Source organism: Chitinophaga pollutisoli, assembly GCF_038396755.1.
GTDB classification, from domain to species: Bacteria; Bacteroidota; Bacteroidia; order Chitinophagales; family Chitinophagaceae; genus Chitinophaga; species Chitinophaga pollutisoli.
In genome coordinates this window covers 1,247,625-1,270,450 of record NZ_CP149822.1, presented here as the reverse complement: position 1 = coordinate 1,270,450, position 22,826 = coordinate 1,247,625, and the positions used below count along the sequence as shown (strand labels likewise).

Here is a 22,826-nt window from a genome sequence, read left to right as displayed (position 1 = left end):
TTGATCCGCCATTTAAGATCCACCGCCATGAACAATGCATTATTCGGATTTGAAGTTATTTTCAACCATGCCACTTTAGGTATCCTCGTAGCGAATACCGAAGGTAATATCGTTCTGGCGAATCCTTTTCTCCTGCGCCAATTTGGCTATACAGCCGAGGAAATACAGGGGCAAAAGGTGGAAATGCTCATCCCGCAGCGATATGCCCACCGGCACGTGCATCACCGCGAAAAGTTCCATCACCATCCGCACAACCGCCCCATGGGCATGGGAATGGACCTGTACGCCCGGCGGAAAGACGGCAGCGAATTTCCCGTGGAAATCAGCCTCGGCGTCTACGAAACGCCCGACGGCCGTTTTGTGGTGGCGTTTGTGAGCGATATTTCCCTGCGGAAGCAGTCGGAGGACGCCTTGCGCGAGCTGAACGCGGAACTGGAACAGAAAGTGGCGGAAAGAACTGCTTCGCTTTCCAAACTCGTGGGCCAGCTGGAAAAGCAGATGAAGGAGATTGAACAGAAAGACGGCGAACTGCGGAAAGCTTTGCAGAAGGAAAAAGACCTCAACGAACTGAAGAGCCGTTTCGTGTCTATGGCCTCGCACGAATTCCGCACCCCGCTGAGCACCGTACTGTCTTCTTCCTACCTCATATCCCGTTACACGGCTACGGAAGAGCAGCCGCAACGCGAAAAGCACATCCAGCGGATCGTTTCATCCGTCAATCTCCTGACCGACATCCTCAACGACTTCCTCAGCGTGGGCAAGATCGAGGAAGGCCGGATCCTGGTGCGGCCGGCCACGGTGAATGTGGAAACGATCATCGGTTCCACCGTTCAGGAGCTTTTCGAACTGAACAAAAAGAACCAGCGCATTTCGTATACGCATAACGGCGAGCCGGAAGCCCTGCTCGACCCCGCGCTGCTCAAACATATCATCCTCAACCTGCTGTCCAACGCCATCAAATTCTCGCTGGAAGGCCGCGCCATCAGCGTTGCATCCGACCGGGAAGGCGACCGGCTGGTGATCCGCGTGGCCGACGAAGGGCGCGGCATCAGCGTCGACGACCAGGCCCACCTGTTCGAACGTTTCTTCCGCGGCAACAACGTGTCCGACATACAGGGCACCGGCCTCGGGCTGCATATCGTAGCCAAATACACCGAGCTGATGAACGGCACCATCGAATGCCGCAGCGCGCTGGAAAAAGGCACCGAATTTATCCTGACTTTTCAAATCCCGACCAGCATATGACCACGATTCTACTGATCGAAGACAATGCCGACATCCGTGAAAATACCGCGGAGATCCTCACCATGGCCAATTATAAGGTATTGACCGCGGCCGATGGCATGCAAGGCGTGCAGATGACTTTCGAGCATCAGCCGGATCTGATCATCTGCGACATCTCCATGCCCGTGCTCGACGGCTACGGCGTGTTGCACATGCTGCACAAGCGCAACGCCCTCCAGCATACGCCCTTCATCTTCCTCACCGCCCGCACCGAAAGAACGGACATGCGCAAAGGCATGGAAATGGGCGCCGACGATTTCATCACCAAACCTTTCGATGCCATGGAACTGCTCCAGGCCATCGAAATCCGTTTGCAGAAAGCCAGCAAGCTGAAGGAAGACATGGCCCAGGGGCCCGGCGGTATTTCCGCACTGCTTTCCGCCAGCGGTGGGGCCGACCAGCTGGAAGCGCTCAAGAACGAACGCAACACCCAGCTGTTCAAAAAGAAACAAGCAATTTATTCGGAGGGCAAACACGCCACCAACCTTTTCTATATCATCAAGGGGAAAGTCAAATCCAGCAAGCGGCACGACAACGGGAAAGAACTCATCACGGGGCTGTTTAACGAAGGCGATTATTTCGGCTATACACCGTTGCTGAGCGGTGGTTTGTACCAGGACAGCGCCGAGGCGATGGAAGACGCCGAAGTGGCGATGATCCCCAAATCGGATTTCGAAGCGCTCATGAACGGCAACCCCGCCGTGCAGCGCCGGCTCATCCAGATGCTGGCCAACAACATGGCCGAAAAGGAAGAGCAACTGCTGGGCATCGCCTACAATTCGCTGCGCCGCAAAGTAGCCGACGCGCTTCTTGCGCTCGATAAAAAATATAACGCAGCCGGCAGCACGCAATTCAGTATCGACATCAGCCGCGATAACCTGGCCGCCGTTGCCGGTGTGGCCAAAGAATCCCTCATCCGGACGCTGGGAGATTTCCGGGACGAAAAGCTCATCAGCATCCGGGAGGGCGAAATTATCCTGGAAGACCGCAAGAAGCTGGCGCGGCTCCTGAACTAGGAAGATCGGCGCATTGCAGGCGCAGGTGTTCAAACTCTTCTTTCATCCGGCCCAGGTCGGATTCCAATCCTTCCCGCTGCAGGAGGTACGATTTGCAATCGCTATGTTTCTGGTACAACATTACCAGGTCGTGGTGCATGAGCGCGAGGGCCTGGTCGTTTTGGAGGAACTGTTGCTGGAGGGCTTCCGCCCGCTCCAGGAACTGCCTCGAAGAATCGATCCGTAAAGCCTCCATCAGCCGCTGCTTCAACAGGATGTTCTCCTGCTTCAGATACTCCAGCAGCCGCAGTAATTCAAATTTCTTCTCCCGGCTCATTTTTTACTTGTTATGTGCGATGAAAAGGGCGCAGGGTACGGATTTCATGAGCAGATCCGCCATGCTGGCCCTGAACCAGCGGCTCACTGTGCCGCGTTGGTAAGCGCCCAGTACCACCAGCGTACGGCTGTCGTTTTTGATAAGCTCGTCGAGAATGGCGTTTTCCGCGTCGCCCTGCAATACGGCGTACTCCGCGCCGGGGTTATGCCTTTTCATGAATTCCTTCATCAGCTGGTTCTCCGGAACGTGATGGTTCTCATCTCCGCGAACGGTGATCACCGTGGCGGGGAGCTTGTTCGTTTCGGGCAGGATGGATGTGAACATTTTGATGGCATACACGGACGAAGGCGCCCCGTCGTACAGCATCACCGTTTTTTCCAGCGGCTGCCATTTCAGCGGCGCGATCAGCACGGGGCATTGTACTTCCGACAGCAGATCACGGATGAAACGGGTGGGCGCGGGCTCGGGGAAACGCGTGAACGACTCGTCGGCGCTGATGATCAGCAGGTCGGCATAAATGCTTTCCCGTAACAGGTCGGGCAGCGCGAACGATTTGTCGCGGCGAACGGTGAAGTTGATTCCACCCGACTGGCAGGCGTTCTCGAATTCCTTCACGGCGCTGTCGCGGATCTGCTTGTCTTTCTGCATCCGGGCGTCGAGGTCATTGGTTTCCATGGCGGTGGCGATGGAAAAACTGTTATGGGTGAAGTCGTCCAGGAAGATGCCTACCAAATGGGCTTTTTCGCGGGCGGTGAGGGCCACAGCCGTTTGAACGCTGGATTCGGAAAGTTTCAGGCCGTCGAGGGCAACAATGATCTTTTTCATGGTATAAAATTCCGTTAATGAGGGTGAAGAAGCGATGATGACGGTCAACGGGGCCGTTGATCGTGGTCGGGGAAATGTCGGCGGGTATGAAAAAGCCGCGCCCCCGCTTTTCTTACAACAAAAAGCGGGGGCGCGGGTTCGGGAGGGTATGAATTACTTATCGTATTGAACGGGAGGCACTTTCGTTGCCGGAACGCCTTCCCGGGTGATGATCACGGGTTTGATCAGGCCGTTTTCTTCGAATTCCAGTTTTTCGATGCAGGTTTCGCGCGAATTGGCGTCCGTTTCTCCAATGGGGCGGCGGTGGTAAACGATGAAATATTTATCGGTGCCGGGCGGGTGGACGATGGAATGATGCCCCGCGCCCCGGGCGATGGCCATGTCCTGGTCGAGGATCTTGCCGATGCGTTTGAATGGCCCGGTGGGGGAATCGGCGATGGCGTAAGCCACGCTGTAATCGGGACCGGTCCAGCCGCCTTCCGACCACATGAAATAATACTTCCCGTCTTTGCGGAACATGAACGGCCCTTCCACATACTTTTCCGGAGTTACCTCACGGAAGGTGGTTCCGTCTTCAAACGGCACGAACCCCGTGAAATCGTTGTTCAGCTTCGCGATGTTGCAATGCCGCCAGCCGCCGTAGAAGAGGTAATGCTGGCCGTCGTGGTCGCGGAAAACGAACTGGTCGATGGGCTGGGCGCCGTTGTGGAAGCGGTCGATGAGAGGCTTGCCGAGATGGTCGCGGTAGGGACCTTCGGGTTTGTCGGCCACGGCCACGCCGATGCCGCCGTATTCTTTATCGTTCTGGATATCGTTTGCTCCGAAAAAGAGCCAGTATTTCCCGTTGTGCCGTATCACGGAAGGCGCCCACATGGCGCGTTTGGCCCATTTGATGGCCGATGTGTCGAGTATGCGGGCGTGTTTTTTCCATTTAACGAGGTCGGGGGAGGAGAAGGCGTCGAAGAACACCTGTTTGCCGTACGGTGCGGAAAAAGTGGGGAATACCCAATAGTTCCGGCCGTAGATGATGGCTTCGGGATCGGCGTACCATCCCGGGAAGATCGGGTTGCCGGAGGTCTTACGTTTTTTCTTTTGCTGTGCGGAGGCGGGCAGGAAGGCCGCGGCGGCGCAGCAGAGGAGTATCAGGCGCTTCATGCCCGAAATATAGAAAAAACAATCGGTTTCCAACTCCCCGGCATCAATGGCGGCGTGCTGGCGGGATGATTATTTTTCCGCGAAATAGTTATGGATAAAAGAGAACCCGGAGATTTCGAATTCCCCTTCGCCCTTGGCAACGAGGAATAGGTCGTGTATGCCGAAAGCGTGGCGCAACTGCCCGGTGAGCTTGATGTTAAAAGTCGTGTCCGCCGTATCGGGGATCTTGATGGAACCCAGCTTTTTGCTCCTTTTGCCCCTTGGCTGGTCGATCCGGAACTCCAGCCGGGGGGCTGACTTCCCCTTGAAATTACTGCTGATCACCACCTCAAACCCAATCTCACCCATACTGAGGTTCACCTGCCTGAAACCAAGGTACGCCCCCTGCTTCATCTGGTACTTCATCGTATCCGACGCCGGCGTGCGCAACACCCCCTGGCCGCTTGCCTGCATCGACAAGCAGCACAGCATGGCCGCCGTTACGAGGATCGCAAGTGGTTTCATAGGTATGGTTCGATCTCGGGTTTTTTCTTCCCGGCAAATTACATAAAATATTAGAATAAAATATTATGAATCAATTTTTACCAGCGCCGGTTTACCTGCCGGAAGGGTGAGGGTAAACTGGGTTCCCTTGCCCGGAATACTGCTGGCCGTGAGCTGGCCTTTGTTCTGAACCGTGAATTCCTGGCAGAGGAGCAGGCCGAGCCCGCTGCCGCGCTCGCCTTTGGTGCCGTAACCCGGCGCCGATTTGAAAGAGAAGAGTTGCGGGAGCTTTTCCGGAGGGATGCCCATGCCGTTGTCCTGCACGCGAAATGTAACCTGCCCCTCCACGGTAATGGCCGACATGCGGACTTCCCCGCCCGGGTAACTGAATTTAACGGCGTTGCTGAGCAGGTTCCGGAGGATGACCGACACCTGGTCGCGGTCGGCATACACCCAGCAATCGGCCGGGATTTCGACTTTGAGATGGATTTCCTTTTCCCGGATGGTGTTTTCGAACAGATTGACGATCTCGTCGGTCAGGTTGGCGAGGGAGGCATGAACGGGTTTCACGCGGATGCCTTTCATCTGGCCCATGCTCCAGCGAAGCATGTTGTCCATGGTCCCGGCGAGGCTGGCGACTTTCTTGTACAGTTCATCGGCCGCGTCTTTCATATCTTCCTCCGGGTATTCCCCTTTCCGGAACATGTCCAGCAGCATTTCGAGGGTGGAAAGCGGGCCGCGGATGTCGTGGGCGATGATGCTGAAGAGTTTTTCCTTGTCGCGGTTCAGGGCCACCAGCGCCTGGCGCTGCACTTCTTTTTCGTTTTCATAATCATCGTGTACCCGTTTAAAGTAGGATAGGGCCATCACGATGAACGACAGGCCCCATACCACGTTGAACACGATCCGGTCGTGCGGTACGGGCAGCTCCGGTGACAGGTTGATCCAGGAAAAACGGACCGCCAGGAAGCAGGAGAGCATAACGGCCGACAGCGAAAGGATCAGCCATTTGTTATCATATACCAAAACCGTGACGATCAGGATGTTGAGCAGGAAGAATTCGACGCCGTTCCGGTAGATCAGCGCGGTAACGGTATAGATGATAATGCTGGAAATGATGATGAAAAGCCGCGCGCTCAGGTACCGTTGTTTCCAGGTGAAGATTACGGTGCCTACGCTGCAGGCGACGTTGAGGCAATTCAGGAACGACAGCAGGTATCTTTCCTGGAAAAAATTGGTCACGGCGAAGAATACCAGTCCCGGGATCCAGGGTACAGTCAGCAGGTTGAGGAGCCGCGTTCTGCGGGCCTCAATGAATGGCATATCCGGTGTGATACCGATATTCAGCAGGCGGAAGAAAAAGGTTTTGACCGAAAAATCGGATGCTGGCATGGTGCAAAGATAAAAAACCTTCGGCATCGTGGTAAGGTCTGAACACCATCGGTTTACAGCTGAATTGCGTATTTTTGCCCCTCTAAACGAAAAAGTATGGCTGCCAGGTTCTATTCCCGTGATCAGTTTTTTCAGCGGATGCCCCAGGAAATCGTGCTGGCGGCGGATGTTTACCGCCGTATGACCGACAGCGGCTGGAAGGAAAACGCCCTGGCGGCGTTTGAAGTTTATTTTGTTTCCGACGACCGGGCCAGGCTGGAAAAGCTGGGCTACCTCCTGCAGGACGCCTACCGCATGAAAGTAGCGGGCACCCGGCAGTCGGGCGGCGGCATCATCGAGCTGGGCGCCGTCACCGCCCCGATCCCGGTGAGCGAGGAAAACCTCTTGTATTGGGTGATGGACATGGGCATCAAAGGTTTTGAACACGATTGCCGGATGGACGGCTACTCTACCGGTACCCCGCCGGAAACGCAGGAATTCCCCGACGAATCTCCCGAAAAACTGGCGGAATATTTTGAGACAGGGCTGGCGGCATACGATAACCGTAATTACAGCGACTGCGCCATCCGTTTTACTTCCGCCATCCGCATCTTCCCCGAAAACGCCAACGCCTGGTACTCCCGCGCCATCGCGAAAGACGCACTGCTGCTCAACGCCAAAGCCCGCGCCGATTATGATGAAGCGATCCGGCTTTCGCCGGAATTTAAAGAAGCGTATATCAACCGGGCGGTTAATAAAGACGAAGCGGGCGACTATGCCGGCGCCCTGGCCGATTACGACCAGGCCATCCTCCTCGACGCTCTCAATCCCGCCGTATATTTTAACCGCGGCAACACCCGGCAACGGCTGGGCGACCAGGCAGGCGCGTGCGCCGACTGGACGAAAGCCCGCAACCTGGGTGCGGAATACGCGGAAGAAAGCCTCAAAACCTTCTGCAGGCAGGCGGGTTAAATTTCCTTTATATTTTGATACGGTTCCTCCCGGCGTCAACACGGCCGCGGGGCTCCCTCCCGAAAAACGCTTTCAGCCGCCGGAGCCAGTAGCGTAAAATGCGCATGGTTTTCGTTTTGCCGAAAAGTAATGCCTATCCGCTTGCCGTTTCGGGCGGATCGATGAACAGCGGAAAGGGGCGGCGAAATGCTGCCATAGTCGACGAACGTGACCGGGATCAGTAAATCAGTTTTTTCAGGTTGTCCGTGTAATTGCGGCCGATGCTCAGTTCCGTACCGTTTTCCATGACGAGGAACATTTTGCTGATATCGCGGTACACTTCGCGGATATGCAGGATGTTGACGATGTGGGAGCGGTGGATACGGATGAATTTCTCCGGATCGAGGCGTTTTTCGATGATGCCGATGCCCTGCGAGCTGAGGAATTGCTGGTCGTGGGTATGAATTTGCGTGTAATCTTTTTCGGCTTTGAGATAGATGATTTCGTCGACGGCGATGCTTTTGAGGCGGTTACCTTTTTCGACGAGGATGCGTTTGGGGAAATTGACGGTTTGCGCGTCGGCCAGGAAGTGGAGGTTCTGGGCGTGGCCGCTGCGGTCGATGCGGTCCATCGCTTTGCTGAAGCGCTCGCGGGTGTAGGGTTTCAGCAGGTAATCGAGGGCATTCATCTCGAAAGCCTGCAGGGCAAACTGATCGTAGGCAGTGGTGAAGATGATGAGGGGGATATGGGTGATTTCTTCCAGCACCCTGAAGCCGTTCATGGCGGGCATCTGGATGTCGAGGAAAACAAGGTCGGGCTGCATGGCATTGATATCGCGCACGGCTTCCAGGCCATTGCGGCATTCGCCGGCGATGGTAATTTCGGGGTAGTCGGCCAGGTATTGGCGGATCAGGAAACGGGAGGCTTCTTCGTCGTCGATGATCAGGGCAGTCTTACGGCTCATGGCAGTTGGCGATTGGTATGTGTATAAAATTTGAAACGAAGTCCCGATGGCTGGTTGCGGCTCACAAGCAGGTGCTCCGAAAACAGCAGTTCCAGCCGCTGGCGGATGTTGCGCAATCCCACGCCCGCGCTTTGTTCGATCTCTTTCAGTTCACCGCTGTACCCGACGCCGGTATCGCTGATCTCGATGCGCAACTTATCCGATTCCTGTGCGATTTCTATATTGATTTTCCCGCCGTTGATGCTGGGCGCGATCCCGTGGCGGATGGCGTTTTCCACCACCGGTTGCAGCAACATCGAGGGGATCATGACGTTTTCGGAACCATTCAGCGGGCTGATGCTGAATTCCAGTCGTTCCCGGAAGCGGCTGTGCTCCAGTTCCAGCATGGTACGGATATACCGTATTTCTTCCTTCAGCGGCACCCATTCGTGTTCGGTACAATACAACGAGTACCGGAAAGTATCGGCCAGGCGGGCGATCAGCTCGCGCGTGGGCTCTTGCTCGATGGGCACGCTGGCGCTGATGGAATTGAGGGTGTTGAAAAGGAAGTGCGGCTGGATCTGCGCTTTGAGCGCGTTGATCTCACTGCGGAAGGCCGCGTCCGCCAGTTCCTTTTCTTTCTTCAACTGCACTTCGCGTTCCAGGAAGAAATGATACACATGCAGCAGGCTGAAGCACTGCAGGTAATACACAATCACCGGGAAAACGGAGCGGAGCAAGCCGATACCCGCCATGGGCGGACGGCCATCCAGCCAATTGAAAATCTGCGTCCCCGCCACCCAGGCGCCCCAAAACAAGGGAATGAGCAACAAGTGCAGCCGGAAGCGAAACCGCAACGGCCGGTCTTTATATTTCCGGAACACCAAATACCAGCACGGCACACTCACGATCAGAAGAATCACTGCATCCCACCATATCATCGTGAGGTAACGGGCGTCTACACGCCCCGCCACCACTTCGGGCATGTAAAGGATGAAATCCTGCAACAGGAACAGCAGGCAATAGCCTGCCACTTCGGCCCGGGAAACATCGCTGAAGGCCTTCCGCTGTAGTGCTGCTGCTATTTTTCCCATAAAAGACTTGCTCATAATCCGTACAGATTGGGCGGAAGTTACGCCAATTTCAGCACAGATTCCCGCATGGCAATACTTGCCCCAGGGTAGCTGTAATTCGCTGTGGTACAGGTTGTTAGGTCTTATCGGGCGCCGAAGTGCAGGATGTTGCGCTTGAAATGACATTCGGCGCCGCCGAAAAACAGCCTTACCGGGGCATGCGGTTTGCGGTCAACAGGTTAAACTTATCCATATGACAACTGCCGAAATCGCCTCCCGGCTCGAAGCGTTCTGCCGGGTGGGCAAATTCCATGAAGCCGTGGAAACCCTCTTCGCCGACGATGCCGTGAGTATCGAACCCTACGAAACACCAGCTTTCGAAAAAGAAACAAAAGGCAAGGAGAACATTCTTCAAAAAGGGAAGAAATTCGACGAAATGGTGGAAACAATGCATGCCATCACGATCCGCGATACCGTGGTAACCGGCAACATCATCGCGATGGTCTGCGGGATGGATGTGACGATGAAAGACAAGCCCCGCGCTGAATGGGAGGAACTTTGCGTTTACCAGGTGAAAGACGGCAAGATCATCTCGGAGCAATTCTTTATGTAGGCGGCTGGATGGCACGCATGGATTACCCGGCAAATGCCGTAAATTCCGGAATGGCTTCGCAACAGGAAAACGACAAACAACTGGCCGCACAGGCGGCTGTAGCATTGCTGGCCGACGGCATGACGGTTGGCCTTGGCACTGGCTCTACCGCCACCGCGGCCCTCCACGCTATCGCCGCTCGCAAGCTCAGCATAACCGGCGTCCCCACCTCCCGGCAAACGGCGGAACTGGCTATGGCGCTTGGTATTCCGTTGGCGGACATCAACGAGGTGCCGCATATCGATATTACGCTCGACGGCGCGGATGAATTCACCGTGTCGCTGGATCTCATCAAGGGCGGCGGCGGGGCTTTGCTGCATGAGAAAATCGTGGCGGTAAGGTCGCGGCAGCTCGTGATCATGACAGACGCGTCCAAGCTGGTAGAGCGCCTGGGTAAGTTCCGTGTGCCAGTGGAAGTAATCCCGTTCGCGGTGCGTTATGTGCAGGAACAGATCGCGGGGATGGGCGCGGCGTGCACGGTGCGCCCGGACGTGGTGACCGACGAAGGCAATTTGATCGTGGATGCGGATTTCGGGTTGGTTGAAAGCCCTTCCGCATTGGGCGCCCGGTTGAAATCCATTACGGGCGTGGTGGAACACGGTATTTTCGCGGGAATAGCAACGCTGGTGTTTATGGGCGACAACGGTACCGTCCGCCGTTTTCCGCAAGTTTCGGGTAGCTGATCGGTTTGCCTGCGTTAACTTTGCGGCATGCCATCCCGCTCATTCATCATACCCGCTTCCGATCCTTTTAGTTTCGACGAATGCCGCTGGTTCCTGGACCGGGGCTTCGACGAATGTATGCATACCATCCTGCCCGGCCGCGTCCGCAAACTGATCCCATTACCAGGCAACCCCGTGCTGGCGGACCTCCGGGAGCACCCTGACGGAATTGAAGCCACATTGCTTGAAGGAAAAGATGCAACCGGAACGGAAGCCGCGCTGCGGGCGTACGTGCAGGATTGGCTGGCGCCGCAGGAAGATATCCTGCCGTTTTATGCCAGGCTTTCCAAAGTGCCTGCGCTGGCTTATATGCCTGCGGCTTTCGGCGGACTTCGCCTCATCGGCATTCCTGATTTGTTTGAAGCGCTGGCCTGGAGCATCATCGGCCAGCAGATCAACCTGCGCTTTGCTTACCGGCTGAAACGCAGGATGGTGGAGCGCTGGGGCGAAAGCTATGAAACCGGCGGCGAAGTATACCATCTCTTCCCGCAACCCGCCGTTATGGCAAATGCAGACCCCGCGGAACTGCGCGCCATGCAATTCACCGGGCGCAAAGCGGAATATCTCATTGGCGTGGCGCAACAGTTCGCCAGCGGCAACATCAGCAAATCTTCACTGCTCGCGCTTCCCGGGCTCGAAGCGCGCCGCCGCGCGTTAACGGACCTGCGCGGCATCGGCATCTGGTCTGCCAACTACGCCCTCATGAAAAGCATCCGCGACGCCACCTGCATTCCGCATGGCGACGCCGGGCTGCTGAACGCCCTGCTTTCCCATCAACTCATTGCCGACAAATCCGATCATCCTTCCATGGAAAAACTCTACCGCCGGTTCAAAGGCTGGGAAAGTTACCTGGTGGCGTACCTGTGGCGGAGCCTCGCCGTCAAAAGCTGATTTCAGGTGGATGCATCATGGAAAATGATCCCCAGCGTATGCCGCTGGCCGGTATGCAGCGCGCTCACGCCGTGTTTCATATGCGCGCGGTAAAACCCGCGACTGCCCTTAGCCGGGCGGAATTGCGTGGTGAACAGGAGGATGTCGCCCTTCGCGGGTTGCAGAACAATGGCCTTCGATTGCGCGCGCGGCACCTGTTCCGTAAGCACGAATTCGCCGCCGGTGTAATCCGTTCCGGCTTCGTCGAGGAACAGCACGGCTTGTATCGGGAAATACACATCGCCGTAGAGGTCCTGGTGCAGGGTGTTGAACCCGCCCGGGCCGTATTGCAATATCAACACCGCGGGCAGCTCCTGACCGTTAGCTTTGCATCGTTCCAGAAAATCCGCGTGGCTACCCGGATATCGCGTGCCGATTTCCAACTGTTCCATCCAGGTATTCGCCACGGGCGCGATCTGCGCATAGAGCGTTTCGCGCAAGTCCTGCAACAGTGGGGGCAGGGGATAGCGATAGTATTTGTATTCGCCCAGGCCGAAGCGGTAACGGGCCATCACGATGGTTTTGCGGAAATGTTCCGGCTGGCCGTAAGCCCCCGCCAGCGCACCGCAATCGGCTGCCGGAAGGGCTTTGGGGAGGATGACGTAGCCATTGTCGCGGAGCTGCCTGGCAATAAGGGGCCAGTCGCGCTGCAGGAGCGCATTTGCGGTTGGGTGCATGTTCGTAAGGTTGAAGTGAAGAAGGAATCAGGAAGTTTTGGCTGCTTCCCAGCCGATGATGGCGGTTTTGCGCTCGGGGCCCCAGTGATATTGCCCCGTTTCGCCGCTGGCGCGGATCACGCGGTGGCAGGGGATGAGGAATGCGACGGGATTGGATGCCACTGCGGTGCCCACGGCCCTGGAGGCGCCGGCATGACCGGCTTTTTCCGCCAATCCGGAATAGGTGACAAGCCCGCCCATCGGCACGTTCAGCAGGGTTTCCCACACGCGAATCTGGAACGGCGAGCCTTTCAGGTGCAGCTTGATCTCGGGCAGTTTCTTCCAGTCTTCCCCGAAAATAAACAACGCGTGTTGCTGGTTGCTGTCTACAAACTGGCGGTATTTCGCGTTGGGGAATTTCTCTTGCAGATCACGCAGGGCTTCTGCTTCGCCGGTGTCCGCAAACGCCATGTGGCACACGCCTTTCGGCGTGGATGCCACGATCAGCGGGCCGAACGGACTTTCCGCGAAACTGTAGTTGATATCCAGTCCCGCGCCGCCGTTTTTGAATTCACCCGGTGTCATCCCTTCGATTTTGATGAACAGATCGTGCAGGCGGCTGGTGCCCGACAGGCCCGTTTCGAACGCGGCGCCGGAGAGCGTATCGCCTTTCAGCAACCGGTCCTTCGCGTGGTCGAGGCTTAGGTATTGCAGGAACTGCTTCGGGCTCACGCCCGCCCATTCCTGGAACATCCGCTGGAAATGAAAGGGCGAAAGGTGTACATGCCCGGCGGCTGCCTCCAGGTCGGGCTGATCCTTGAAATGCTGCCGGAGGAACGCGATGGCTGAGGCAATTCTGTTGAAATCTATGTGTTGTTGCGTATCCATGTTTTTCCAATTTATATAGCAAAGATACCGGCACCCGTTCTCGTCCGGAACCCGCTTCTTGCGCAATCGCTACACGATGATGCGGAAGGTGATGTTGATGCGTGGTTCCGCCACCCGTGCGGTTTTTGGTACGCTGTGGTACCAGTTTTCCTGGGTTTGGCCGCGCATGAGCAGGAAGCTGCCGTGCGTGAGAACGGTTTTGATGCGCAGGTCTTTGTCTTTTGCGTGTTTGAAATGAAAATACCTTGCCGCGCCGAAGCTCACCGAACCGATGACGGGCTGCGGGCCCAGGGATTTTTCGTTGTCGCGGTGCCAGCCCATGCTGTCGTTGCCGTCGCGGTAAAAATTGAGCAACGCGCTGGTGAAAGCCACGCCCGCTACGGCTTCGATGCGCGCGCGGATGTTTAGCAATGCGTCGTTCCAGGGTAATGGCCGCATGGTAACGCCGGAGTAGGTGTACGATTTGTGAACATCGCCATACCAGGCGGTGAGGCGCGGCTGCATCACCTGGCGGCCCATAATGGTAATGGGTTCCTGCTTCCATTGGATGTCCCGGGTCAGGGTGTCGAGGAACCGGTCGCTTTCCGCTGGGGTGAAGAAGCCGGGGAACAGGCGGGCGTCGCCGTCTTTGGGCAGAAGATTCGTTATGTACGGGAATGTTTCCATTGTTTGTATTTGTGGGGGAGGCAATGGCCGCAAGGGCGGTACCCCAGCGCCAGGGCTTCCGCCTCACTGGCGAAGAACACCCTGTTGCCGGGCAGCATCCGCTTCCCGCTGGCGCAACGGAGCGTTCCGTATATGCGGCCTTTACGGTAACCGCCCCACGCAATTTCCCCTTTCCGGAATAATTCCCGGAAGCGGGCGCTGCGTTCTGCGGCGGTGCTTCCCATTTGCAGGTGATCAATCATGCCGGCAATTTACACCATCCGCGCCAGCCGGCCCGCCCGTTTCTTGCGGTCATAAAAATAGGGAAGGACCGCCGGTGCAGCGGTCCTTCCCGGATATTCCATCTTTCCAAAAAAATCAGAAACTATACCGCGCGCCGAACTGCACCTGCCAGGGCGTACCCCCGGGGTTTACGACGCCGGTGTTGGCTCCCACACGGTACACCAGTTCATTGGTAACATTGTTGAAACCGGTGGTAGTATAGATGTTTTGCTTGCCGAGGTTTTGGGAAGTACCCCAATCCTTGTTCAGCATATTGGCGATATTGAATCCGTCCAGCGACAATTCGATGCCATGCCGTTTGGCGAAATTGAACTTCTTGGCGATACGGAGATCCCACACGCCGAAGAACCCGTTTTCACCGCCATTGCGCTCCGCTACCTTGCCCATGCTTTCGCGGATGTAGCTTTTCAGGCTGTTGCTGGCGTTCGGGTTGTTGAGGATGCCGTTGATGCCGTCGCGGTACACCTGCGGCACCTTGGTATCGTTCACGTCGAAAATATAGGCGAGGTCGTTGGAGGTAACAAAGTCGCCGTTCACGTTGCCGTTCACCGCGAGGGAATAACGCGTGCCGCCCAGCCCGGAATAACGAATGCCTACGCTGAAGCCTTTCCAGGAAGGAAGCGTTCCGTAGAACACCACCTTGTGGCGGAACTGGTTGTCGGAATACGTCATTTTGCTGAGATCGCGCGGGTCCTGGCGTGTCATGAGGTTGAGCGTGGCGGTATTGGCCACGTCGCCGTTGAAGGAGGTGTTGTCGCGGGAATCGTTCCAGGTGTAGCTGGCGGTTATCTCGCCGTCTTTCCAGTAACGCCAGGTTGCGTCCAGCACCACGGCGTACTGGTTTACCTTACCGCCGCTGTTCAGTTCCAGCACACGGCCCACATTGGTGCTTTTGCGGCCCTGCTGCCAGTCCATGATGCCTTTGTCGGTAATGGTGGATGCGGGAACATACACGCCGCGGCCGCCTTCGTTTGCCAGGGTAAAGTAAGGGTTGTCCACCATGTTGCGGTCCACGTACATGTAGTTGTGGCGGGCGATGGTGGTGAATACGGTAATGCCGGCTTTCAGGCGGTCGGTGAAGAAGTGGTTATAGGAAATGTTGGCCTTGTAGATCACGGGGATCCGGGCGTCCTTTCCGTTCATGTTGATCGTACTGGTTTTAGGCAGGTTTTTTTCCGCGATATATGCTTCTCCCGGCGCGGTAGACGGGTTCTGGCGATACCCGAGGAAATCGGGAATGGGCAGCAGCGCGGGATCGTTCACATCAATGGATATCACTTTCGTACCGTCGAATAACTGGTTGTTGATCATCGCGTAGTTGTTGATGTCCGAACCGAAGATACCGGCGCCGAAGCGGAGGTAATCGGTGTGCTTGTCGCCAATGTCCCAGTTGAACTGGACGCGGGGCTGGAGGATGAAGGAATTCAGCCCGTTCGCCGTATTCAGACCCAGTTCGTTCAGCACGATCTGGTTCTGGTTGGGCTTGTTCATGTAAGTTGTATAATCCGCGCGTAAACCGGCGATCATTTCCAGGCCCTTGCCCAGTTTGGTCTGCATTTGCGCGTACAGACCGGCGTTCAGCACGTTCTGGTTCAGCGCGGGATTGCCGCCGATGGCCACTTCGCGGGCATAACGATAGGGCGTGTTGTTATCGAACGCATCCATACCGCGATAGTAAAAACGGCCGTTCATTTCACTGCCGTACAGGGAGTTGAGGTGACTGTACATGATGTCGGTCCCGAAAGTGAAATTCGCCTTCTCGGTGCTGTAATACACGTTGTCGACCAGCTGCACGATGTTGTTGTAGAAATGCTCCGGCGAATACCGCTGGCCGCCCAGCTGGATGTTGGTGTTCACCGTTTTGCCATTAATAGTGGAGGTGATGTTTTCCACGATGGCGCGGGGGATGTTTTCGCGGGGCAACTGTTTATTGGGAACGCTTTCCTCAAAAGTATACAGGTGCTGGACCTTCAGTTCATTAGTCACCTTCGGGCTGATCACGGTACGCAATGTGGCGAGTAGACTGTTATTGTACACGTTCGCATCGCCATACACTTCATACATGTTGATGGTGGTGTTGTCGTTGCGGCCCTGGAAGTTGCGGTCGTTGATGTAGTTGTTGCGGATGGTCAGCAGGTTTTTTTCATTCAGCTGCCAGTCTACGCGTGCGAAGATCGCGTCCGTTCCGCGTTTCTTATCAAAGCTGCCGAACTGCGGGCTGTTGGCTACGCCGTATTTGGTCCGGGCGATGCCCAGGAATTCGTCGAGGGTGGATTGGGTGATGTTCTGGCGGACTTCATCTGCCGGGCTTTTGATCTCGGCGATGAGGAGCGGGCGGGCATCGGCCTGGTGGTCCCAGGTTACGAAGAAGTGCGCTTTGTCTTTGATAATCGGGCCGCCGAAGGCAACGCCGTATTGATACGTGGAGAATTCGCTGTTCCGTTTGGCGCCGCGGATATCGTAGCGGCTGGAAGCCCAGTCGGTACGCCCGAACATGAACGCGCTCCCGGTGAATTCGTTGGTTCCGGATTTGGTTACGGTGCTGATGGTACCGCCGCCGCTTCTGCCATAGGTGACGTCGTATTGGTTGGTCACCACTTTAAATTCACGGATCGCTTCCATGGAAATGATGTACGGAGCGCCGGTGCGGCTGTTCGACCCGCCGCCGGAGGTGGGGTTGCGGGCGGAAGTACCGTCGATGGTGAAGTTGGTGGAAGATGCCAGCTGCCCCGACAGGTTGCTGCCGCTGCTGAGCGGGGAGAGGTCTACCAGCGAGGTGAAATTCCTGCCGTTTACGGGGAGTTTCTGGATGTCGCGGGCGGTAACGGTGGTAGCGGCGCCGAAATTCTCGCGCTTGTTGCGCAAGGCGTTGCCGACCACTTTCACTTCGCCGATGGTAACGGTGGAGGATTTGAGGACGATGTTCTGCCGGAGCACGTCGCCCTGGTTGAGGGAGTGCCCGCCCTGTTCATAGTTGGCGTAGCCGACGTAACTCACCGTGATGGTGTACGGCCCGCCGAGCGGGAGCTCCCGGAAGTTGTATTCCCCTTTGGTGTTGGTGACGGTGCGGGTGGTGAAGCCGGTGGAGTTGTTGCGGACCATCACCGATGCGCCGGGAATAAGCTGTTTGTTTTCGTCTGACACGACCCCGAAAATCGAGGCCTGCGTGGTTTGGGCGCGTAGCCCGGAGGTTGCCCAACAGCTCAGGCAAAGCAAAATAGAGAGGATGTGTTTCATGCAGCAAGCATTTTTAGTCGAGGTGTGTGATAAATATGAGGTACATAGTAATCCGATACGTTTATACATCAGCAAGGGATAGTTCATTTTCAACCGATAAGCGGCTAGGCTTGCTTATCTTTGGATCATGAACCCGCAACTCGGTAAACAACTCATCATCTTCGGTGGGATGGTCGTCGCCATCGGAATCGTCCTGTATTTCTTCTCCGACAAACTGCGATGGTTCGGCAGGTTGCCCGGCGATATCCGGGTGGAGAAGGAGAATGTGCGGTTTTTCTTTCCTGTGACCACCATGCTGATCGTTAGCCTGGTGATTTCATTGCTGCTGTATGTTTTTCGAAAACTGTTTTAGACGGAAGGTGTTTGTGCTCATGCCCTTCTTTACATGACAATTTGGTTTCGTTTACGTGGTCAAATGTTTTTTCAAAACTGGAATATCAATTGTAAAGATAGCAGAATTCCCCATCCGTCAAAATGTAAATTTCCCCCGTTGATGTGAGTTGTAACATGAGTTAAACCTGGAATAACTGTTACTATTTCGATGTCCGGGCGGCAACGCGATGCGAACGGCTTATAAGGACACTAACATCCAGCGCTGACCATTCTTCCCGGAAATTCCCGATATCGGGGTAATACCCTTCCCCATGATCCGCTACCTGTCAACCCTCTGCTGCCTCTTCGCCGCCCTTGCCGCCGGCGCGCAATCTCCCGTTCCCGCGAAATTATCTGCCCGCATCCCGGCACTCATGCAGCGCGACCGCATCCCGGGGCTCACCGTGGCGTATATCGAACCTGGCAAACCGGTTTGGGTACGACACTTTGGCGTGGCCGCGAAGGGGACCGGCGCGCCCATTACCGACAGCACCCGCTTCGAAGCCGCGTCGCTCACCAAAGTGGTGACGGCCTACGTGGCGCTCCTGCTGGCCGGGAGCCGCGAGCTTGACCTTGATAAACCCCTGCGCGATTACCTCGGGAACAACTACGAAACAGGCGACGATCCCCGGTTCGCCGGCGTTACCGGGCGGCGCGTGCTGTCGCATTCAGCGGGTTTCCCGAACTGGCGCAGTGATTCCCTGCTGCCCATCCTGTTCACGCCCGGCGAAAAAGGTCCGTGTGAACTCTATTCATCCGTCGCCCGTTAACAACCGCTTGATGCGCTCGATCGAGGAAAGCTATGCGCCGGGCAAAGCCGAAGGGATGCAGAGAGGCTTCGCTTCCGGGATACCCCGGGCCGTTACGCCGAACCCCTGGAAATCGCCAGACTTGTGCTGTTCCTGGGTTCCGACGACAGCCAGTTCATCACCGGCGTGCAGTATGTGATCGACGGTGGTTCCAACGCCAAATAACAGCACTCACATTTAAATATGAGGTGGCCTCCGCACAGGGGGCTGCCTTTTTTTATCCTGATGGCGGTATAGATAAATTCAATTTGAACGGGTGGTTTATACCTTTACTTTTGATGAAAATTGTACGATGATGCATGCTTCCCCCGAGAAAGAAATATGGCAGGTGTATGCGCAGCTGCTCGGCCGCGACCTGGAAAAACTCCACGAAGAGATCGCTGCATTCCATAGCGAAGAAAATGTCTGGAAAACGACCGGCGCCATTACGAATTCCGCCGGTACCTTGTGCCTCCATCTCACCGGTTCGCTGAACCATTTCGTGGGCGCCACGATGGGGAACACCGGTTTCGTGCGCGACCGCGAAGGCGAGTTCGCGAAGCGGAACGTTCCCCGGGAAGATATGCTCCGCGACCTCGCGCAAACCCGGGAAATGGTGGTGAATGTGATGGCTTCCCAGCCGGAGGGCACCCTGGTTTCCATCTTTCCCCGCAAGTTTATGGAGCAGGACGTAACGCATGCGTGGTTCCTGTCGCACATCATTACGCATGTGAACTACCATCTCGGGCAGGTGAATTACCTGCGCAGGGCGCTGGAAGGGTGATGGGATTACCGCATTGCACGACGAAGCCCGCCGGTTCCGGCGGGCTTCGTCGATTATTATGGGTTGCCGTTAATGCAAAGGCATTTCCGCGGCTTTTGTGTCGTCCAGCACATGCGCGGCAGCAGGATCTTTCTTTTCCCGCATAAAGATCCGTTTGATCAGCACAATGCTTAATCCCATGCAGATGGCGCCGAGGATGAAGTGCATGCCCGGAAACAGGAAGGGTGCTTTCGGAGAAGTGAAGTAAGTGAAGGAACCATTCATGATGAGCGGCCCGAAGATGGTGGTAAGGCTCATGAGGCTGGTGAGCGCTCCCTGCAATTCGCCCTGCTGGTTGGCGGGTACATGCCCTGCGATGACCGATTGCAGGGAAGGGCCGCATATCCCGCCAAGGCAATAAGGAACGAGGAAAGCGAACATCATCCAGCTTTGCGTAGCGAAGGCGAACAGTACCATCCCCAGCGTATACAATCCCAATCCTGCGTAGATGCTCTTTTCGTTCCCGATTTTCGGCACCACCACCCGCGTAAGCCCGCCTTGTACAGCGCCTACCAGCACACCCACGAGGGCGAGGGAATAACCCACCATCTCAGAGCTCCAGCCGAAGCGGTATTGGGTAAAGAAGTTCCAGTTGCCTTGCACTGCCTGGCTGCCCAGGTAGATGAGAAAGAAAGCGACGCTGAGACCTGCGATTTCCGGGTGGCGGGTCAGGAATTTCAGGGATCCGAGCGGATTGGCGCGCTTCCAGCTGAATGGCCGCCTGTTTTCCTTCGATAACGATTCCGGCAACAGGAAGTAACCGTAGATGCAATTGATGAGGCAAAGTGCGGCGGCTGCGTAGAAAGGCGCGCGGAGCCCGAATTTGGCCAGTAAACCGCCGAGGGCCGGCCCCAGTACGAAGCCCAGGCCAAATGCCGCGCCGATCAACCCGAAGTTCTTGGCGCGGGCGGTTTCATCCGTACTGATATCGGCAATATAAGCGGAAGCCGTCGTGAAGCTCGCCCCGGTGACGCCCGCGATAATCCGGCCCGCAAACAGCCATCCGTAAGTAGGCGCCATGGCCAGGATGACGTAATCAATGCCGAAACCCAGCAAAGAAATCAGCAGTACCGGCCGGCGACCGAACCGGTCGCTCAGATTGCCCACCAGCGGTGCGCAAACGAATTGCATGATGGCGAAAACGGAAAGCAGAAATCCACCGTAAGTACTGGCTTCATTCAGCGGAATACCTTTCAGCTCCGCGATCAGATCTGCCATTACGGGAATAATCAGCCCAAAACCCATCACGTCGATCAGTAGTGTTACGAAAATAAAGGCCAGCGCCCCTTTCTTGTTGGAATGCATATAGTGGTTTTACAGTTGCCAAATTACAACGGGTTTCGGGTAAGAAGGGGGCGCAAACGCGACAATTTTAGGGTGTTTCAAAACTTCCCTGAAAAGTACAACCGCGGCTCCCCTCCGTTACAATAACAAAGGTAAACCGCGGTTATGACAGCCTTATGTCAGCAGTGAAAAGTCTATGCGACGGATTTTTCCAACTCCGGCTGCGGAGTGTTTTTACCGATCGATGCCATGAAGTTGTCGTACTCGATAACTTCCCGGTTCATTTTGTCGTACCAGTTCTTTTTCAGGATGAGCGTGGTGATCCCCAGCACCAGGATGGTACTGAGCAGCGGGAGGTGATATTGCAGCACGATGTACATAGGCAGGAGCGTCAGCGAGCACTGCCATACGATCCCTACGGCGATGTTCGCCATATCCCGCTTAAAATGCTTATTGGGCATCAGGCCAGGGTACCGTTTCATGGCCTTCTCCGCCACGGGGCCCCAGCAGCCCCAGGGCCGCACGCGCACATAGAATTCGATCAGCGTTTCCTCATCCACCGGCGGCGTGCTGTACGTGCCAACGATGCATCCGGTCAGCGATATCACCAGCATCACCGGGAAATAATATAACGGCAGCGTATCCGGGAATAACAAGGGCGTTACCATGGCCGCCAGGATGCCCGACACCATGCCCCAGAAGAACCCATGCCCGTTGAACCGCCACCAATGCCATTTCAGTACGTTCGCCGCGATATACCCGCCATACAGGGCCGACACGATCCATTGCAGGATGGAATTGATATCCTGCAGAAAGAATCCGATAACAGTGCTGAGCACCACCACCGCCAGGGATATCAGGTAAGTTGCCCGGATCTGGGTTTTGCCGGAGGCGGTGGGGTTGATGTACCGGAGGTACACGTCGTTGATCAGGTAGGCCGGTGCAGCATTGACGGTAGAGGCGAACGTGGAGATGAATGCCGCCAGCAGGCTCGCCAGCAGCAATCCCGTTAACCCGGCGTAAGAGAACTGGTTGATGGCGCGGGGAAGGATGGTTTCGAAATCGATGGCGCTGCCCATCTGCCCGAAATCGTCACTGAAAAATACGACCGCCAGCACGGTGAAGCCCATGATCATCAGGTACCGGGGGAACAAGAGGAATACGGACACCGAGGCGCTCATCAGCGAAGCCTCGCGCGGGTTGCGGCAGGCCAGGATCTTCTGCATGTCGTAACTGGGCGCCGGCCCGGCCATGCTGAAGAAAATTCCCTTGAAAAGCATCATCATCACGAATATTGCAAACAACCCGTATTGGTCGCCGCTGATCTTATCCATGAGCGCGGGGAGGTGATGGCTCCAGTCGAGCCCCAGCTCCCAACCGAAAAACGGTGTATCCCAACCGGCAGGCACCCGGGCCGCCAGCATTTCGGGGCTCACGCTGTTGATGGCGGTGACGGCGATAGTAATACCGGAAATGGTCATGATGGTGAATTGCAGGGCATCCGCCCAAACAATCCCTTCCATCCCGCCCATGATCACATAAAAAGTGGCGATACTGGTAAAGAAGATGCCGTAAATGTGCGGTACGTAAGCCGGATCTACCTGGAAAGGAACGAAGTTGGACACAACATCCCAGGGCAGAAATACCGCGATGAACTTCCCCACGCCGATAAATCCGTAACAGAGAAAACCTACCACGCCGATCACCGCGTAACATATCACCACCCCGTGCGAAAGCCCGGCCCCGTTGCCGAACCCGAAGCGCGTCCGGATCCATTCCGCGCCCGTTCGCGCATTGCTGCGCCGCAGCCACATGGAAAGGTACACCATCATGAATATCTGGTTGAAGACGGGCCACAGCCACGGCACCCATAAACTCTTCAACCCGTAAACGAAAGCGAGGTAAACCATCCACATCGTCCCCGAAATGTCGAACATCCCCGAAGCGTCGGAAAGGCCCAGCATGTACCAGGGCAGTTTTTTGCCGCCCAGAAAATATCCGTCGAGATTGCGGGCGGCCCGTTTTTTCACGATGAGGCCGATCACCACCATGGCGGTGAGATACAAAGCAATAATGAGTAGATCGATATGTGCAATCATGGTTTTGGTG

Annotated in this window: 23 protein-coding genes and 1 pseudogene; 10 read left to right on the top strand and 14 right to left on the bottom strand. The window is 56.1% G+C overall.

From position 1 onward, the window contains the following. The first annotated feature begins 27 nt into the window (after positions 1–27). Positions 28–1,245 carry a PAS domain-containing sensor histidine kinase gene (locus tag WJU16_RS05290; RefSeq protein WP_341837280.1) on the top strand — a complete coding sequence of 406 codons (1,218 nt, stop codon included), beginning with the start codon at positions 28–30 and terminating at the stop codon, positions 1,243–1,245. Then, complete coding sequence (locus WJU16_RS05285) at positions 1,242–2,300, top strand: response regulator (RefSeq protein WP_341837279.1); 1,059 nt, start codon at positions 1,242–1,244, stop codon at positions 2,298–2,300. Before WJU16_RS05290 ends, WJU16_RS05285 begins: the two co-directional genes overlap by 4 nt. Here the strand turns inward: WJU16_RS05285 and WJU16_RS05280 are convergent. From WJU16_RS05280 to WJU16_RS05260, 5 genes are all read right to left on the bottom strand, one after another. Continuing rightward, a complete protein-coding gene (locus WJU16_RS05280; protein ID WP_341837278.1) occupies positions 2,257–2,616 on the bottom strand; it encodes a hypothetical protein in 360 nt (119 codons plus the stop codon). The two genes, WJU16_RS05285 and WJU16_RS05280, sit on opposite strands and share 44 nt — an antisense overlap. 3 nt (positions 2,617–2,619) lie before the next feature. Continuing rightward, positions 2,620–3,441: a universal stress protein gene (locus WJU16_RS05275; protein ID WP_341837277.1), complete on the bottom strand. Its 822-nt coding sequence runs from the start codon at positions 3,439–3,441 to the stop codon at positions 2,620–2,622. 153 nt (positions 3,442–3,594) lie between these two features. Then, on the bottom strand, positions 3,595–4,596 hold the full coding sequence (locus tag WJU16_RS05270) for a glycoside hydrolase family 43 protein (protein ID WP_341837276.1): 1,002 nt from the start codon (positions 4,594–4,596) through the stop codon (positions 3,595–3,597). Positions 4,597–4,665: 69 nt separating this feature from the next. Then, a complete protein-coding gene (locus WJU16_RS05265) occupies positions 4,666–5,100 on the bottom strand; it encodes a hypothetical protein (protein WP_341837275.1) in 435 nt (144 codons plus the stop codon). 63 nt (positions 5,101–5,163) lie between these two features. Next, positions 5,164–6,471 (bottom strand): HAMP domain-containing sensor histidine kinase, encoded by a 1,308-nt coding sequence (locus WJU16_RS05260; RefSeq protein WP_341837274.1) that lies wholly within the window; start codon positions 6,469–6,471, stop codon positions 5,164–5,166. Positions 6,472–6,567: 96 nt separating this feature from the next. On the opposite strand from WJU16_RS05260, the gene WJU16_RS05255 reads away from it, so the two are divergent. Next, a complete protein-coding gene (locus WJU16_RS05255; RefSeq protein WP_341837273.1) occupies positions 6,568–7,422 on the top strand; it encodes a tetratricopeptide repeat protein in 855 nt (284 codons plus the stop codon). 217 nt (positions 7,423–7,639) lie between these two features. Here the strand turns inward: WJU16_RS05255 and WJU16_RS05250 are convergent, their stop codons facing one another. Continuing rightward, a complete protein-coding gene (locus tag WJU16_RS05250) occupies positions 7,640–8,365 on the bottom strand; it encodes a LytTR family DNA-binding domain-containing protein (protein WP_341837272.1) in 726 nt (241 codons plus the stop codon). Further along, positions 8,362–9,453, bottom strand: a complete 1,092-nt coding sequence (locus WJU16_RS05245; protein WP_341837271.1) for a histidine kinase — start codon at positions 9,451–9,453, stop codon at positions 8,362–8,364. The genes WJU16_RS05250 and WJU16_RS05245 overlap by 4 nt, the downstream gene beginning before the upstream one ends. Before the next feature lie 217 nt (positions 9,454–9,670). On the opposite strand from WJU16_RS05245, the gene WJU16_RS05240 reads away from it, so the two are divergent. The 3 genes from WJU16_RS05240 to WJU16_RS05230 are packed head-to-tail and all read left to right on the top strand — an operon-like array spanning position 9,671 to position 11,682. Continuing rightward, positions 9,671–10,030 carry a nuclear transport factor 2 family protein gene (locus WJU16_RS05240; RefSeq protein ID WP_341837270.1) on the top strand — a complete coding sequence of 120 codons (360 nt, stop codon included), beginning with the start codon at positions 9,671–9,673 and terminating at the stop codon, positions 10,028–10,030. A 50-nt stretch (positions 10,031–10,080) separates the two neighbouring features. Beyond that, the gene (rpiA, locus tag WJU16_RS05235) at positions 10,081–10,752 is read left to right on the top strand and encodes a ribose-5-phosphate isomerase RpiA (protein WP_341837269.1); all 672 of its coding nucleotides are present in this window, start codon (positions 10,081–10,083) and stop codon (positions 10,750–10,752) included. 27 nt (positions 10,753–10,779) lie between these two features. Then, a complete protein-coding gene (locus WJU16_RS05230; protein WP_341837268.1) occupies positions 10,780–11,682 on the top strand; it encodes a hypothetical protein in 903 nt (300 codons plus the stop codon). Between the two features lie 2 nt (positions 11,683–11,684). Here the strand turns inward: WJU16_RS05230 and WJU16_RS05225 are convergent, their stop codons facing one another. The 5 genes from WJU16_RS05225 to WJU16_RS05205 all read right to left on the bottom strand — a co-directional run bounded on the left by WJU16_RS05225 (position 11,685) and on the right by WJU16_RS05205 (position 17,450). After that, positions 11,685–12,398: a 2OG-Fe(II) oxygenase gene (locus WJU16_RS05225; RefSeq protein WP_341837267.1), complete on the bottom strand. Its 714-nt coding sequence runs from the start codon at positions 12,396–12,398 to the stop codon at positions 11,685–11,687. Between the two features lie 27 nt (positions 12,399–12,425). Further along, the gene (locus WJU16_RS05220) at positions 12,426–13,265 is read right to left on the bottom strand and encodes a methylated-DNA--[protein]-cysteine S-methyltransferase (RefSeq protein WP_341837266.1); all 840 of its coding nucleotides are present in this window, start codon (positions 13,263–13,265) and stop codon (positions 12,426–12,428) included. Positions 13,266–13,334: 69 nt separating this feature from the next. Continuing rightward, on the bottom strand, positions 13,335–13,931 hold the full coding sequence (locus WJU16_RS05215) for an alpha-ketoglutarate-dependent dioxygenase AlkB (RefSeq protein WP_341837265.1): 597 nt from the start codon (positions 13,929–13,931) through the stop codon (positions 13,335–13,337). Further along, positions 13,910–14,173: an Ada metal-binding domain-containing protein gene (locus WJU16_RS05210; RefSeq protein ID WP_341837264.1), complete on the bottom strand. Its 264-nt coding sequence runs from the start codon at positions 14,171–14,173 to the stop codon at positions 13,910–13,912. The genes WJU16_RS05215 and WJU16_RS05210 overlap by 22 nt, the downstream gene beginning before the upstream one ends. Positions 14,174–14,288: 115 nt before the next feature. Further along, a complete protein-coding gene (locus WJU16_RS05205; protein ID WP_341837263.1) occupies positions 14,289–17,450 on the bottom strand; it encodes a carboxypeptidase regulatory-like domain-containing protein in 3,162 nt (1,053 codons plus the stop codon). A gap of 127 nt (positions 17,451–17,577) precedes the next feature. On the opposite strand from WJU16_RS05205, the gene WJU16_RS05200 reads away from it, so the two are divergent. The 4 genes and pseudogenes from WJU16_RS05200 (at position 17,578) to WJU16_RS05185 (ending at position 19,394) form a co-directional block, all read left to right on the top strand. Beyond that, positions 17,578–17,802 carry a DUF2905 domain-containing protein gene (locus WJU16_RS05200; protein ID WP_341837262.1) on the top strand — a complete coding sequence of 75 codons (225 nt, stop codon included), beginning with the start codon at positions 17,578–17,580 and terminating at the stop codon, positions 17,800–17,802. 292 nt (positions 17,803–18,094) lie between these two features. Next, entirely contained in the window at positions 18,095–18,592 is a 498-nt protein-coding gene (locus WJU16_RS05195; RefSeq protein ID WP_341837261.1) for a serine hydrolase domain-containing protein, read from the top strand. Between the two features lie 93 nt (positions 18,593–18,685). Beyond that, a pseudogene (locus WJU16_RS05190) lies at positions 18,686–18,796 on the top strand (SDR family oxidoreductase); the annotation flags it as partial. A 127-nt stretch (positions 18,797–18,923) separates the two neighbouring features. Further along, positions 18,924–19,394: a DinB family protein gene (locus tag WJU16_RS05185; RefSeq protein ID WP_341837260.1), complete on the top strand. Its 471-nt coding sequence runs from the start codon at positions 18,924–18,926 to the stop codon at positions 19,392–19,394. Between the two features lie 69 nt (positions 19,395–19,463). Here the strand turns inward: WJU16_RS05185 and WJU16_RS05180 are convergent, their stop codons facing one another. Both WJU16_RS05180 and WJU16_RS05175 read right to left on the bottom strand, forming a co-directional pair. Beyond that, positions 19,464–20,738, bottom strand: coding sequence for a TCR/Tet family MFS transporter (locus WJU16_RS05180; protein WP_341837259.1), 1,275 nt, complete (start codon positions 20,736–20,738; stop codon positions 19,464–19,466). Between the two features lie 173 nt (positions 20,739–20,911). Further along, complete coding sequence (locus WJU16_RS05175; protein WP_341837258.1) at positions 20,912–22,816, bottom strand: sodium:solute symporter family protein; 1,905 nt, start codon at positions 22,814–22,816, stop codon at positions 20,912–20,914. Positions 22,817–22,826 lie beyond the last annotated feature (10 nt).

Excerpts from the sequence above, each read along its gene's own strand:
- WJU16_RS05220 (WP_341837266.1), bottom strand. The coding sequence starts at position 13,265 with ATGGATACGCAACAACACATAGATTTCAACAGAATTGCCTCAGCCATC.
- WJU16_RS05265 (WP_341837275.1), bottom strand. The coding sequence starts at position 5,100 with ATGAAACCACTTGCGATCCTCGTAACGGCGGCCATGCTGTGCTGCTTG.
- WJU16_RS05270 (WP_341837276.1), bottom strand. The coding sequence starts at position 4,596 with ATGAAGCGCCTGATACTCCTCTGCTGCGCCGCCGCGGCCTTCCTGCCC.
- WJU16_RS05210 (WP_341837264.1), bottom strand. The coding sequence starts at position 14,173 with ATGATTGATCACCTGCAAATGGGAAGCACCGCCGCAGAACGCAGCGCC.
- WJU16_RS05245 (WP_341837271.1), bottom strand. The coding sequence starts at position 9,453 with ATGAGCAAGTCTTTTATGGGAAAAATAGCAGCAGCACTACAGCGGAAG.
- WJU16_RS05195 (WP_341837261.1), top strand. The coding sequence starts at position 18,095 with ATGATCCGCTACCTGTCAACCCTCTGCTGCCTCTTCGCCGCCCTTGCC.
- WJU16_RS05285 (WP_341837279.1), top strand. The coding sequence starts at position 1,242 with ATGACCACGATTCTACTGATCGAAGACAATGCCGACATCCGTGAAAAT.
- WJU16_RS05185 (WP_341837260.1), top strand. The coding sequence starts at position 18,924 with ATGATGCATGCTTCCCCCGAGAAAGAAATATGGCAGGTGTATGCGCAG.
- WJU16_RS05175 (WP_341837258.1), bottom strand. The coding sequence starts at position 22,816 with ATGATTGCACATATCGATCTACTCATTATTGCTTTGTATCTCACCGCC.
- WJU16_RS05200 (WP_341837262.1), top strand. The coding sequence starts at position 17,578 with ATGAACCCGCAACTCGGTAAACAACTCATCATCTTCGGTGGGATGGTC.
- WJU16_RS05225 (WP_341837267.1), bottom strand. The coding sequence starts at position 12,398 with ATGCACCCAACCGCAAATGCGCTCCTGCAGCGCGACTGGCCCCTTATT.
- WJU16_RS05255 (WP_341837273.1), top strand. The coding sequence starts at position 6,568 with ATGGCTGCCAGGTTCTATTCCCGTGATCAGTTTTTTCAGCGGATGCCC.
- WJU16_RS05280 (WP_341837278.1), bottom strand. The coding sequence starts at position 2,616 with ATGAGCCGGGAGAAGAAATTTGAATTACTGCGGCTGCTGGAGTATCTG.
- WJU16_RS05215 (WP_341837265.1), bottom strand. The coding sequence starts at position 13,931 with ATGGAAACATTCCCGTACATAACGAATCTTCTGCCCAAAGACGGCGAC.
- WJU16_RS05275 (WP_341837277.1), bottom strand. The coding sequence starts at position 3,441 with ATGAAAAAGATCATTGTTGCCCTCGACGGCCTGAAACTTTCCGAATCC.
- WJU16_RS05290 (WP_341837280.1), top strand. The coding sequence starts at position 28 with ATGAACAATGCATTATTCGGATTTGAAGTTATTTTCAACCATGCCACT.
- WJU16_RS05180 (WP_341837259.1), bottom strand. The coding sequence starts at position 20,738 with ATGCATTCCAACAAGAAAGGGGCGCTGGCCTTTATTTTCGTAACACTA.
- rpiA (WP_341837269.1), top strand. The coding sequence starts at position 10,081 with ATGGCTTCGCAACAGGAAAACGACAAACAACTGGCCGCACAGGCGGCT.
- WJU16_RS05230 (WP_341837268.1), top strand. The coding sequence starts at position 10,780 with ATGCCATCCCGCTCATTCATCATACCCGCTTCCGATCCTTTTAGTTTC.
- WJU16_RS05260 (WP_341837274.1), bottom strand. The coding sequence starts at position 6,471 with ATGCCAGCATCCGATTTTTCGGTCAAAACCTTTTTCTTCCGCCTGCTG.
- WJU16_RS05250 (WP_341837272.1), bottom strand. The coding sequence starts at position 8,365 with ATGAGCCGTAAGACTGCCCTGATCATCGACGACGAAGAAGCCTCCCGT.
- WJU16_RS05240 (WP_341837270.1), top strand. The coding sequence starts at position 9,671 with ATGACAACTGCCGAAATCGCCTCCCGGCTCGAAGCGTTCTGCCGGGTG.
- WJU16_RS05205 (WP_341837263.1), bottom strand. The coding sequence starts at position 17,450 with ATGAAACACATCCTCTCTATTTTGCTTTGCCTGAGCTGTTGGGCAACC.